The organism is Frankia sp. AgPm24, from assembly GCF_023243055.1.
Taxonomy (GTDB): Bacteria; Actinomycetota; Actinomycetes; order Frankiales; family Frankiaceae; genus Frankia; species Frankia umida.
Genome location: NZ_JALKFW010000003.1, coordinates 19,761 through 32,690 on the forward strand (window position 1 = coordinate 19,761; position 12,930 = coordinate 32,690).

Annotated in this window: 11 protein-coding genes; 7 read left to right on the top strand and 4 right to left on the bottom strand. The window is 71.8% G+C overall.

Annotated features, from left to right (window positions below; translation table 11 throughout):
* Positions 1-28: 28 nt before the first annotated feature.
* The 4 genes from MXD61_RS01665 to MXD61_RS01680 all read right to left on the bottom strand — a co-directional run bounded on the left by MXD61_RS01665 (position 29) and on the right by MXD61_RS01680 (position 2,679).
* Complete coding sequence (locus tag MXD61_RS01665; RefSeq protein WP_248811096.1) at positions 29-1,084, bottom strand: amidohydrolase family protein; 1,056 nt, start codon at positions 1,082-1,084, stop codon at positions 29-31.
* A gap of 229 nt (positions 1,085-1,313) precedes the next feature.
* The gene (locus tag MXD61_RS01670; RefSeq protein WP_248811097.1) at positions 1,314-2,003 is read right to left on the bottom strand and encodes a nitroreductase family protein; all 690 of its coding nucleotides are present in this window, start codon (positions 2,001-2,003) and stop codon (positions 1,314-1,316) included.
* Between the two features lie 89 nt (positions 2,004-2,092).
* Positions 2,093-2,398, bottom strand: coding sequence for a hypothetical protein (locus tag MXD61_RS01675; protein ID WP_248811098.1), 306 nt, complete (start codon positions 2,396-2,398; stop codon positions 2,093-2,095).
* Positions 2,395-2,679, bottom strand: a complete 285-nt coding sequence (locus MXD61_RS01680; RefSeq protein ID WP_163550740.1) for a hypothetical protein — start codon at positions 2,677-2,679, stop codon at positions 2,395-2,397. Before MXD61_RS01680 ends, MXD61_RS01675 begins: the two co-directional genes overlap by 4 nt.
* Positions 2,680-3,181: 502 nt before the next feature.
* Between MXD61_RS01680 and MXD61_RS01685 the strand changes: the two genes are divergently transcribed.
* The 7 genes from MXD61_RS01685 (at position 3,182) to MXD61_RS01715 (ending at position 12,852) form a co-directional block, all read left to right on the top strand.
* On the top strand, positions 3,182-4,429 hold the full coding sequence (locus MXD61_RS01685; protein ID WP_248811099.1) for an acyltransferase: 1,248 nt from the start codon (positions 3,182-3,184) through the stop codon (positions 4,427-4,429).
* Between the two features lie 155 nt (positions 4,430-4,584).
* Positions 4,585-5,676, top strand: a complete 1,092-nt coding sequence (locus MXD61_RS01690; protein WP_248811100.1) for a glycosyl hydrolase — start codon at positions 4,585-4,587, stop codon at positions 5,674-5,676.
* 268 nt (positions 5,677-5,944) lie between these two features.
* A complete protein-coding gene (locus tag MXD61_RS01695) occupies positions 5,945-6,814 on the top strand; it encodes a CoA ester lyase (RefSeq protein ID WP_248811101.1) in 870 nt (289 codons plus the stop codon).
* Positions 6,815-6,865: 51 nt separating this feature from the next.
* Positions 6,866-9,286, top strand: coding sequence for an FdhF/YdeP family oxidoreductase (locus MXD61_RS01700; RefSeq protein WP_248811102.1), 2,421 nt, complete (start codon positions 6,866-6,868; stop codon positions 9,284-9,286).
* Positions 9,286-10,146, top strand: a complete 861-nt coding sequence (fdhD, locus tag MXD61_RS01705; protein WP_248811103.1) for a formate dehydrogenase accessory sulfurtransferase FdhD — start codon at positions 9,286-9,288, stop codon at positions 10,144-10,146. The genes MXD61_RS01700 and fdhD overlap by 1 nt, the downstream gene beginning before the upstream one ends.
* Before the next feature lie 144 nt (positions 10,147-10,290).
* Complete coding sequence (locus tag MXD61_RS28285) at positions 10,291-12,033, top strand: CYTH and CHAD domain-containing protein (protein ID WP_248811104.1); 1,743 nt, start codon at positions 10,291-10,293, stop codon at positions 12,031-12,033.
* A gap of 168 nt (positions 12,034-12,201) precedes the next feature.
* A complete protein-coding gene (locus MXD61_RS01715) occupies positions 12,202-12,852 on the top strand; it encodes a flavodoxin domain-containing protein (RefSeq protein ID WP_248811105.1) in 651 nt (216 codons plus the stop codon).
* Positions 12,853-12,930: the final 78 nt, after the last annotated feature.

Sequence of the window (12,930 nt, forward strand, 5' to 3'; positions counted from 1 at the left end):
TCAGGGCCGGTGGGTCAGGGCCGGTGGGTCAGGGCTGGGCGCGCAGGTGCCGAACGGGATCGCCGAGGCGACGGGCGAGGTCCGGGAACAGGACGAGGGCGTTGCGGCGCTCGATGCGGCGCCGGGAGACGGCGTTCAACGCCGGGTCGGCGAGCAGGGCACCCTGCGCGGCGAGCACCGTGTCCGCGGGCACGGCGTTGTAGTCCGAGCCGTACAGGATGTGCTCGGCGCCGATCGCGGCCAGCAGGCTCGGCGTGCTGTACGGCGACATGGGAGCGGCCGTGTCCACGTGGAAGCGGTGCAGCGCCGCCCGCAGCACCCCCGGGTCGACCCCGTAACCGAACGCCTGACCAAGGTTCAGTCGCGCCGCCTGGAACGGAAGATATCCGCCGCCATGGGCAAGAATCCACTGGATGCGCGGATAACGGTCCAGATCGCCGCGCACGACCAGCTGGACGGCCGCGCGGGTCGTGTCGGCGAGAAAGTCGGCGACGAACGGCGGGATCGCCACCGATCCGGTCGCCGGCAGGTTGTACGGGTGGACGAGCACCACCGCGTCGCGCGCGTTCAGTTCGGCCATCATCGGCGCCAACACCGGATCGCCCAGATAGGTCAACCCGTCGTGCGCCATGAGCAGCACGCCGTCCGCATGTAGCACGTCGTACGCCCGGCGGATCTCCGCCACCGCGATCTCCGGTGTCGCCCGCGGAATACTCGCCAGCAATCCGAACCGGTTCGGCTGGGCGCGGACCAGATCGGCGAGCGCGTCATTGGCGATGCGGGCGAGCTCGGCGGCGAGCTCCGGCGTCGAGGTGAACTCGGCGGGAATCGCCGCGGACAGCAACGCCAGCTCGATCCCGGCCCGGTCCATCGTGTCGAGCGCGGCGTCCAGCGACCAGTTCGCGAACGGCGGCCCGCCGACCGGCGGCAACTGCCCATGTTCCACCAGCCATGCCCGCACCTGCGGCGGCATCGCGTGATGGTGTACGTCGATCCGCCCGCCCGCCGCCCCGCCGCCCTGGCCCAGTGCGGCGTCGCCGTCCTCCGTGGTGACGCCGCGGTCTGACAGGAATTCGCTGACCATGATTCCCCCGAATCTCCGTCGCCACCGCGTGACCGTTCTGCCGCAGTGACCTGGTCCTGGTACATCTGACCATCGGGGCTTCAAAGAAACGTCAACTCCGGCGTTGTATCCCGTCGCCGGACGGGATTTCGGCGTCAACCACCCTGACCGGTGACGTCGGCCATCCGGGCTATCGTCGGATTTCTTTGCTTCGGTCTTTTCCGATGCTGACAGGGGGCCGAAGGTCGGCTCAGGTCGTGCTGGTGCCGAAGGCAGGGCCGTCGAAGGTGTCCAGGTGGGCGAACTGGGCGACGGGACGGCGGGTGAGGCGCCGAGGCTGGCGGGTCGGGTAGCCCAGGGTGAGCACGGCGGCGATCGCGTGGTCGGCCGGGATGCGCAGCAACTCGGCGAGACGGGGTTCGCGCCGCACGGCGAAGGTGGTCAGGGTGCCGCCGAGGCCGACGTCACGGGCGGCGAGCAGGATGTTCTGGGCGAACGGGTAGATGGACGCGCCACCGACGACGCTGTGGCGTTCCAGCTCCACGTCGGTGACCGCGAGCGCGGTGAGCCGCACGAGCAGAACCAGCAGCACCGGCACCTGGTCGAGGTGGTCGACGAACGGGCTCGGCGCCGGTGTGCGCGCCGCGGCGTCGAGGTCGATGGCGGGACCCTGCCAGCGCCCGTCCGGACCCGGCGCGAACGGGCGCACCCCGGCGTCACGCTGCGCCACGTACTCCCGCCAGCCGAGCTGGGAGAGGTCACGCAGTTCCCGGCGCAGCCGCGGGTCGCGCAGGACCAGCACCGTCCAGGGCTGCTGGTTGCCACCGCTGGGCGCGAACCGGGCCGCCTCCAGCACACCCTCGAGCACCCCGTCGGGGACCGGTTCGTCGGTGAACTCCCGCACGGCCCCGGCCGTGCGCATCGCCTCGCGCAGCTCCATGTCCCTGAGCCTAGCCAGCGTCGAGCCTTGCCAGCGTCGAGCCTTGCCAGCGTCGAAGCGGGCGGTGGTCGGTTTCGGTCGGGCCGCGATCAGGCCGGGCCGGCCGGACGCGTCGGCCAGCCGGAACCCGAGGGCGGTTCGGCGCCGGGGCCGAAGCCGGGAGCCCACACGTCCGGGATGTGTGGGCAGCGCAGCACTGGTCGGTGCAGGGTGAGCCGCGGCAGGCCGCGGCGGGCCGCGGCTCCGGTGCGTGCGGCGCGCAGGGTCCGCGCGCGTTCGCGGCGGCATCGGGGGCAGGTGGGGAACAGCGCGCGTACCTGCGGCGGCGGCCCGGTCGGCCCTTCCGACGTTTCCGATCCCGCGGCCTCGTGCTCGGGTGGTGTGTCCTCGCTCATGCCGATACCGTTCCGGTGCCACCGCAGCGCGGGCAGGTCACCTCGTCGGAGCCGTCGAACGAGCCGCTACGGTCCATCTCCGCCTTCGGGATGAAGAGGTCGCCCGCGCCTGAGCAGCGCGGGCAGGTCAGTACGCCGAGGTCGGCCGCCACCACCTGGTCGGCGGTGTAGGTGCGCCCTCCACGTTTCTGCCCGTTGCGGCCGGTGCTGCTGCCGCCGGACGTGTTGCCGTTCTTGTCTGCATGCCGACCCCAGGTCACGGCTGCCTCCGTCGTGCGCATCGCAGCCGGTGTTCGTCCGGAAGATTAACTGCGTTGTGGGCCCAGCGGAGGCGAGCGGCTCGGCTATGTAGTCAATCTAAACAGAACGCCGGCACTTTGGGGGTTGGGAGTGTCCGGGTTGGTGCCCACGGTGATGGGGGTGGGCCGCCGGTGCCGGTGCGGGTGCGGTGCGTCGGACGCTGGGTGTGATCGCGGCGGGTGTGTTCGACGGGGCGCTGTTTACCCCGTCCGAACTAGACCTTGACGTAAGGGTATGTTTAGCGCGGTGTCGGTGCGGTCAGACCGCGATGTGCGGGACCAGGAAGGAGCGGACGGCAGGCCGAATACGCAGCCTACGGACGAGCCTTTGGTTCATGGCTGGCACGGCCGGCCACCGCCACGAATCCGTGTTCCGCGGTCGCCCTCGTGGGCACCCCCGCGCGGGCGTCCGTTGGACGAGCGAGAAGCGAGAAAGGACACGGTGACGCAGAGAACATCGCCTCGACCGGTAGGCCGTCATCGGATGAGTTCCCCGCAGCGGGCCGGCCCACCCTCGCGGTCCCGGGCCAACCTGCCCGCGCTGACGGGTCTGCGGGGAGTCGCGGCCACCCTCGTCTTCTTCCGCCATATCGATGCGGAGGTGGCGGACACGCTGCCGATCGGCCCCCTCGGCGACATCGGATACGCGGGAGTCTCGTTCTTCTTCGTGCTTTCGGGTTTCGTGCTCACCTGGGCGGCCGGGCCCACGTCACGCGCTCGGTTCTACTGGCGCCGGTTCGCCCGGGTCTACCCGCTGTATCTGGTCGCGGTCCTGTTGTGGTTCGCGGTTGCCTGGCCGCTGGGAAAGATGGGTGAGTTCGGCTCGAAACCCATCGCCGTGCTGCCGAGCCTGTTGTTGGTCCAGGCCTGGATTCCCACACAGTCGATCTATTTCGGGTGGGGTGGGGCGGTGCTGTGGTCGCTGTCCTGCGAGGCGTTCTTCTACCTCGCCTTTCCGCTGCTCTATCCGCGGCTTGCCGCCCGGTCGCAGGCGGGCCGGATGCGCCTGGCGCTGGTCGTCCTGCTGCCGACGGCGGCGATCTCCTGTCTGGCCGGGGTGGTCGACCCTCGGCTTGATCTGGCCGTCTACGTCAATCCGGCGGTGCGGATCGGCGAGTTCGTCCTGGGCATCGTCCTGGCGCTGCTGGCGCGGGACGGCGTGCGCGGCACGGCGGGGCAGCGCCGGACCCTCGCCGTTCTGGCGACCGCCTGGCTGGCGGTCCCGGTCACCCTCGGCTTCTCCCACGGTGACCGGCAGGGGCTCATCGACACCCTCGCACTACCGTCCTTCGCGGTGGCGATCTTCCTGGTCGGCACCCGGGAGGCCGACGGTGGTCGGGTGGCCGGGGCGAGCGCCCGTCCGCTGGTGTACTTCGGGGTGATCTCCTACGCGTTCTATCTCGTCCATCCCGTCGCGCTGACCGCCGGTGGAGAACTTGGCTGGTTCGAGGCGACGACCGCACCCGGGATGGCACTGGGCGTCCTCGCGGGTTTCCTCCTCGCCTTCGGATGCGCCGCGGTTCTGCATCATGGAGTGGAGCAGCCCGCGCAGCGGTATCTGCTACGTGCGTTCCGTGCTCCCGCCGTCCGGCCGGCCACGTCCGGGCCGAGTGGTGCCGCGGTGCCGGGCCAGTCCACCGGGCCGGGATCGACCGCGGATCCGGGGTGGCCGGGGGTTGGGCACCGGGCGGCGCCCCGGGGCGGTTCGTGGCCGTCCGCTGACCTGCGGTGAGCGGGGGAACCTCGACCGCCGGCTTGACATTGACGTTACGTTAGGGTTGGTCGCAAGGCTGCCAGCGGTGGGTTGTCGGCCGGGAGTACGCGGATGGATTCGAGGATCACATGAGAAAGTCCGGCCCCCTTGTGAGGTGGCGGGAAAGGACTGCGGTGCTCCCCTGCTCCGGACCTGTTTCACAACGCGCGCACTGGTGCGCGCGCCGACGCGGACCGCTGCTCGTACTGAGCGCGCTGATCGCACTTCTGCTGGGCGTCGCGGCGTGCTCCGGCTCCTCCGCGCCGACCTCCCGACCCGCGACACCGTCACCGTCGTCCTCGCAGACCGCCGCCGCGACACCGTCGCCGTTGGTTCCCCGCTCCGGGTTGGGCTGGGCTTCGGGTGCCAACGGGAACTATCCCGCGGACATCAACGCCTGGGCGACCTGGACGGGTCGCCCCGTCGATGTGGCCGTGGTGTTCACCACCCGCAAGGACTGGCCGAGTATCACGACGGCGACCTGGCCGGTCGGCGCGTTCTCCCGGGAGGCGTTCACCGGTCGGCTTTCGGTGGCGCAGCCGCTGTATCCCGAAGGTGGTGACGAACAGGCCTGCGCCCGCGGTGACTACGACGGTCACTGGGCCCAGTTCGGCACGACCCTGACCCGGTACGGCCGCGGGGACGCCTACATCCGGCTGGGTTGGGAGTTCAACGGTAGCTGGATGTACTGGCATGTGCGTGACCCGCAGACGTGGAAGAGCTGCTTCGTGCACGCGGTCACCGCGATCAGGTCGACCGCCCCCCACGTGAAGATCGAGTGGACCATGAGCGCGCACAGCAACACACTGCCCGGCAGCGGTGCCGATGTCTGGTCGGCGTATCCGGGTGACGCCTACGTCGATGTCGTCGGCATTGACGACTATGACATCTATCCGGCTTCCACGACGCAGCAGGCGTGGGACAAGCAGTGCACCGAGCCGTCCGGGCTGTGCACTGTCACCGATTTCGCCCGCGCGCACGGCAAACCACTCGCCGTGCCCGAGTGGGGGCTGTCCTACTCGAACGGCGGGGGTCAGGACAATCCGTTCTTCATCGAGAAGATGCATGAGTTCTTCACGCACAACGCCGACCTGCTTGCCTATGAGGCGTACTACAACAACGCCGAGGCCGACAACGTGCGTTCCTCGCTGCACAACCCCGTCCTGAACCCGAACAGCTCCCGCCGCTACCTGGAACTGTTCGGAAGGAACCCCGAGACGGGGTGAGCTCCGCGCAGCGTGCTGATCGCATCGTCTCGGGTCAGGCCGGCCAGGTCGATATGCCGAAGCGAGCGGAGCATGCCGTCGGGGGCGCAGTCGTCGACACGCACCGGGAGCAGCCGCCACTCGTCCAGGAAGACGTCGTAGGTGACATCGGGCCGCGGCGGCGGCTCGGTGTGGGTTCGCCGCGCGGCGAGGGACCTGGTGGCGTCGGGCGGCGTAGCGTTCGCCCAGGTCAGGTGAATCGTCAGGGCAGACGGTCGGCGGAGGCGTGATGGGCGGGCAGCGGGCGGTCGCCGGGGCGTTGCTGTTCTGTCCGGCGGACCGGCCGGAGCGGTACGCGCGGGCCGCGGCCGTGGCCGACCTGGTGGTGCTCGACCTGGAGGACGGCGTCGCACCGCAGAACCGGGCGCGGGCCCGGGCGGCACTGGTCAGAGCCGCGCCGGAGCTCGACCCGGCGCGGACGGTGGTGCGGGTCAACCCGGCGACCAGCGCCGCGTTCGCCGCGGACCTCGCCGCGCTCGACCGGACGGGCCTGCGGATGTGCATGCTGGCCAAGACCGAGTCCGCCGACCAGCCCGCCCGCCTGGGCCCCACCCGCACGGTGATCGCGTTGTGTGAGACGCCGGCGGGGGTGCTGGCGGCACCGGCGATCGCCGCGGTGCCGAACGTGGTGGCGTTGATGTGGGGCGCCGAGGATCTGCTGGCCGCGCTCGGTGGGCGCTCCAGCCGGCATCCCGACGGGCGCTACCGGGATGTGGCCCGGCAGGCCTCGTCCACCGTGCTGCTGGCCGCGGCCGCGTGCGGGCGGGCCGCGATCGACGCCGTCTACCTCGACATCCCCGACCTGGCCGGGCTCGCCGCCGAGGCGCGTGACGCGGCGGCGACCGGCTTCGCGGCCAAGGCGTGCATCCATCCGAACCAGGTGCCGGTCGTGCGGGACGCGTTTCGGCCCGACGAGGAGTCGCTGGCCTGGGCCGACCGGGTCCTGCGCGCCGCCGAGCGGGCCGGCGGCGGGGTCTTCACCTTCGAGGGCAGGATGGTCGACGCACCCGTCCTGCGGCACGCCGAACATCTGCTGCGCGCCGCCGACATCGACCCGTCCACCGGCGAGTTCCCCACCATCACAGCGCCGGAGACCTGACCGGCGACCAGGTGGATGGTGTCCGGTCGCGTCGGCGGGGATGGTGGGGTCATGGCTGACGTGACAGGCAGCGGTGATGAGCGGGACGAGGACGAGGGGCTTCGGATCTCCGAGCCGAAACGGTGGGCGGCGGGAGCGCCGGGGGTCGGGCACGCGCTGGCGCGGTCACTGACCCGGATGGGGACCCGACGGTCGGTGCGGACGTTGCGGCTGGTCAACCAGGACCATGGGTTCGACTGTCCGGGATGCGCGTGGCCGGAGCCGCCACCGGGAGAACGGTCGGCGGCCGAATTCTGCGAGAACGGCGCGAAGGCGGTCGCCGAGGAGGCGACCCGCGCGCGGGTGACCAGGGAGTTCTTCGCCGAACACAGCCTCGCCGATCTCGCCGGGCGCACCGGGCACTGGCTCGGCGGCCAGGGGCGACTCGTCGAACCGATGTACCGCGCACCCGACGCCGACCATTACCGGCCGATCAGCTGGGACGCGGCGTTCACGCTGATCGCGCGGGAACTGGCGGCACTCGAGAGCCCGGACGAGGCGGCCTTCTACACCTCGGGGCGCACGAGCAACGAGGCCGCGTTCGTCTACCAGCTGTTCGCCCGGGCCCTGGGCACGAACAACCTGCCGGACTGCTCGAACATGTGCCACGAGTCGTCCGGCACCGCACTGACCTCGACGATCGGCATCGGCAAGGGATCGGTGACACTCGCAGACCTCGAAGCGGCCGATCTGGTGCTGGTGGTCGGGCAGAACCCGGGGACGAACCATCCGCGGATGCTCAGCTCGCTGGAGAAGGTCAAACGCGCCGGTGGGCGGATCGTCGCCGTCAATCCGTTGCCGGAGGCGGCTCTGCTGCGGTTTCGTAACCCGCAGCACGCGCGGGGCGTCGTCGGTCGGGGCACGGCGCTCGCCGACCAGTTCCTGCAGATCCGCCTCGGCGGCGACCTCGCCCTGTTCCAGGCGCTGGGACGGCGGCTGCTGGACGCGGAGGACGCCGCACCGGGCACCGTTGTCGACCATGACTTCATCGCCCGCCACACCACCGGCTTCGACGACTACGTCAGGCACATCCGCGGGGACGGGGGGCCGTCCGTCGGGGGGCTCTCGGCGGCGGAGATCGCCGCCGCGACCGGGCTGACCGGCGCGGAGATCGACGAGCTGGCCGGGCGGATGCTCTCGGCGAAACGGGTGGTCGTGTGCTGGGCGATGGGGCTCACGCAGCACGCGGGGGCGGTCGCGACGATTCAGGAACTCGTCAACGTCCTGCTGTTGCAGGGCAACATCGGCCGGCCGGGGGCGGGAGTGTGCCCGGTGCGCGGGCATTCCAACGTCCAGGGTGATCGGACGATGGGAATCTGGGAACGGCCCACGGCGGCGTTCCTGGACGCACTCGGCGCGGAGTTCGGTTTCGCGCCGCCGCGGCGACACGGACTGGATGTCGTCGACACCATCCGGGCCATGCGCGACGGCAGGGTCCGGGTGTTCGTCGCAATGGGCGGGAACTTCGTCGCCGCCACCCCGGATTCGGCCGTCACCGAAGCGGCGATACGGTCGTGCCGGCTCACCGTCCAGGTCTCCACCACGCTGAACCGGTCGCACGCGGTCATCGGACGGGCGGCGCTCATCCTGCCGACGCTGGGCCGCACCGAGGCGGACGTCCAGGTCAGCGGGCCGCAGCAGGTCACCGTCGAGGATTCGATGGGCATGGTGCACGCCTCCCGGGGTCGGCTCGCTCCGGCCGGGGCGCAGCTGCGCTCCGAGGTCGCGATCGTCTGCGGGCTCGCCGAGGCCACCTTCGCCGCCCTCGCCAGACGGACAGCGCAGGCAGCCACGGAGACGGCAGCCACAGCGCAGACGGCCGCGGAGACGGTTCCCGCGGTCGGGCGGACGGCGGATGTGGACTGGGTGGCACTTGGCGGCGACTACGCGCGGATTCGGGCGCACATCTCGCGGGTCGTGCCGGGATTCGACGATTTCGAGAAACGACTGGCCGAACCTGGCGGATTCGCGTTGCCGCATCCACCACGCGACAGCCGGACCTTTCCGACGCCGAGCGGGCGGGCCGCGTTCACCGTCAACACGGCGCCGGCGCTCACCGTCCCGCCAGGGCATCTTCTCCTGCAGACCATCCGATCACACGATCAGTACAACACGACCATCTACGGGCTTGATGACCGTTATCGCGGGGTGCGCGGTGGGCGTCGGGTCGTCCTCGTGCATCCGGACGATCTGGCAGCGCTCGGCGTGGCCGACGGCACGCACGTCGATCTGGTCAGTGTGTGGACGGACGGGTCGACGCGGCGGGCGGAGAACTTCCGCGCGGTGTCGTATCCGACGGCGTCCGGCTGCGCCGCGGCCTATTTTCCGGAGACGAACGTGCTCGTTCCGTTGGACGCGACGGCGCGACGCAGCAACACACCGACGTCCAAGTCGCTGGTGATCCGGCTGGAACCGACGGCGGGTCGGGCCTGATGGGCCGGGCCAGCGACCGGCGGCGGGTGACGCGGGTCCGGGCGGGGGTGGCGACGGCGGTCCGGCCGGACACGGTGGTCGGCGAGGAACCGCTGGAGATCCGGGTCGGCGGGCGGGCGCTCGCGGTCACCATGCGCACGCCCGGTGACGACATGGACCTGGCGCTCGGCTTCCTGCTCGGGGAGGGGCTGATCGGCACCGGTGCCGACGTCGCGGCGATGCGCTACTGCGCCGCCCCGGACAGTGGTGCCGTGGACAGTGGCGCCGTGGACGAGGACGGGCGGCCGACCTACAACGTGCTGGAGGTGACGCTCGCCGCCGGTGTGCCGCCGCCGGCGCTGGAGGACGCGCGCACCTTCTACATGAGCAGTTCCTGCGGGTTGTGCGGGAAGGCGAGTATCGACGCGGTGCGGGTGCGCGGACGGTATGACATCGCCGACGACCCCCTGCGGGTCGCACCGGAACAGGTCACCGGGCTGCCGGAGACGTTGCGGGCCGCGCAGCGACTGTTCGCGACCACCGGCGGTCTGCACGCGGCGGGCCTGGCCGGGGCGGACGGTGCGCTCTGGGCGGTGCGGGAGGACGTGGGGCGGCACAACGCCGTCGACAAGGTGATCGGCGCGGCGGCCCGGGCCGGGCGGGTTCCGCTGGTCGGGCAGATCCTGGTGGTCAGCGGCCGGGCGTCGTTCGAACTGGTGCAGAAGGCGCTGCTGGCGGGGGTGCCGATGCTCGCCGCGGTGTCCGCGCCGTCCACGCTGGCGGTGGATCTCGCGGTGGAGTCGGGGATGACATTGGCGGGGTTCGTCCGCGGCGACACGATGAACCTGTACAGCGGCGCGCACCGCGTCCTGTGTGGGTGAACGCGTCCGCTGGGGCTGGACGGCGGCTTGGCACGGGGTGGGTTTCTGGCCCGGGACGGGGGAACGAACAGCGGATGGCGTCCCGCCGGCTGACGTCCCGCTCGGGCGTCCGACCAGGGGGGACACCACCGGAAGGAGTGGCAGGTGACAGTCACCCACGAGATCGAGCATGCCTTCGCCGTGGACGAGACGTTCCGCGTTCCCGCCTTCGACGCGCTCAAGGGCGTCGCGTCCGTCGGTGCGATGGGGGTGACACGCCTGGACGCCGTCTACTACGACACCGACGACCTGCGCCTGGCCCGTAACCAGATGACGCTGCGTCGTCGCGAGGGCGGTGCCGACGCCGGCTGGCACCTGAAGCTGCCCGGCGCCGACGGCGCCCACGACGAGATCGGGCGGCCGTTGGACATCGTGCCCGCGGGGGACGAGTGGGACGCGCGGGACGCGGCCCGCCCGGACCTGGAAGCGGGTGCGGAGCAGGGCCTGGGCTTTGGCGGGCAGGCCAGGGTCGTGGTGCCGCGGGTACCGGAGGATCTCGCCGATCTGATCGCGGTGTGGGTGCGGGGGGCGCCGCTGCGGCCGGTGGCGCGGGTCAGCACGGTGCGACGCACCTGGTTGCTGCGTGATGCGCAGGGGCACGATCTGCTCGAGGTCGCCGACGATCAGGTGCGGACGCGGACGATGGGTCGGCCGCTGGCCGGAGGCGGGCGGGTGGTGGCGTCCCGCTGGCGGGAGATCGACGTCGAGGTGCTCGACCCGGCGGGCGAACGGCTGCTGGCCACCGCCGATCATCTGCTGCTGGACGCGGGTGCGCGGGTGGCGGTGGGCTCGTCCAAACTGCGCCGTGCGTTGGCCGTGGACGTGGGCCCGCCCGAGCTCGCGGCGATGGTCGCGACGGGCACCGAGAGCGGCCCGGGCACCGCCGCTGGGACTGCCACCGATCCCGGTCGCGGTGGGGCGGGCAGCGCCGGGCAGGTGGTGCGGACGTACCTGGCTCGGCACGCGACGGCGCTGCTCGCCGCCGACCCGGGGGTGCGGCTGGGAACACCCGAGTCGGTCCATGATCTGCGGGTGGCCGCTCGGCGGTTGCGCAGCACCATCCAGACATTTCGGCCGTTGCTCGACGGCGAACAGGCCGGGCGGATCGAGGCTGGGCTGCGCGAGATCGGGGAGGTGCTGGGGCGTCCGCGTGACGCCGAGGTGCAGCATGCCCGGCTGCGGCGAGCCCTGGCCGCGACACCGGGCGAGCAGGTACTGGGTCCGGTGGCGGCGCGTGTGCAGGAGACCCTGCTCGGGGAGGTGCTGCGCGGACGGGCTGAGGCGCTCGCCTATCTGCGCAGCGACCGTTACTACCGCTTCATCGACGACCTGCTGGCCTTCGTCGCCTCGGTCGGGACGACCGACCTGGCGCGGCAGCCGGCCCGGCGGGTGCTACCGCGGCTGGTCCGCCGCGCCGACCGGCGGCTCACGCGGCGGGTGCGCACCGCCCGGCTGGCGCCGCCCGGCACCGCCCAGGACGTGGCCTACCACCGGGCGCGCAAGTCCGCGAAGCGGCTCCGCTACGCCTGCGAGCTGATGTCACCGCTGGTCGGCAGGGATGCTCGCCGGCTCGCGGCGCGGGCGCGGCGGGTGCAGGAGCAACTGGGCGCGCATCAGGACGCGGTCATGGCAGTGGCACGTCTGCGCGCGCTGGCGGTGGCCTCGAACCACGCCGGGGAACCGTCGTTCACCTACGGTCTGCTCACCGCGCAGGAGCAGGATCGGGCGGCCGCGCTGCGTCGTGATGTCGCGCGGACCTGGCGGAAGGCGACCCGTCCCGGCCTGCGCCGCTGGCTGCGGGCCCGACCGTCTGGACCCCGACCGGCCGGTTCGGGCCGGACCATGTGATGGCCACGGAGCCCGCCGTGGCGAGTCCGGATGTCCCGCCGTCCGCGGACGTTCGACGCCTGGTGTGGGCCGCGCCACGGATGTCCACTGGGTTACGGACATGCGACGGTCCTGTGCCGTCGGCGCGCTCACTCGATGGCGCGCAGCGGCGAGGTTGGAGGCGCGGCGATGCGAGCTCTGGTGGTCTACGGGATGCGGTGCGGGGGAGCGGACGAACTCGCTCGTACGATCGGCTCCGCGCTGGCCGGCAGTGGGGTGGCTGCCGATCTGCGCCCGGCGCGGCGGGTGGTCGAGTTCGAGGGCTACGACGCGGTGGTGGCGGCGGGCGCGGTACGGGCCGGCCGCTGGTCGAGTGATGTCCGGCGGATGATTCGCAATCGGCGGGACGCGTTGGCGGAACTGCCGGTGTGGCTGGTGGCCGCGGAGCCCGGCCTCGACACCCGTCCTGCCAACCCCACTGTCGCTGCCATCGCTACTGCGACTGCCGACGGCGGCACCGGCGGTGGGTCCGCGTCGGTTTCCCAGCTGGCCGCTCTCGCCAGCCTGATCGGCGCGCGGGGCGCGTTGACCGTGGGACGGCAGCTTTCCGTCGAGGCACTGCTTGGACTCGTCGAGGCGGTCACCGCGCTGGGTGTCGTCGCGCCGTCACGACTTCTGCACGCGGTTCCAGCGTGGGGACCGGGCGCCCGTGGCCGCCGCGGGAGCGTCGCTGGCGCCCGCTCCCATTTGCGACTCGTCGTGGCGGACGGGCTCAGTCCGCACCTGCTGGCCCCGCGGGATCCTTCACCGGACGGCTCGCCGACCAGCGTGACCATGTGAGAACCTCGGTGGACGGACCACGGTGAGCTGTCGCAATGCTCATCTTCGGTTACGTTAGGTGAGATAGGCCGTGGAAGG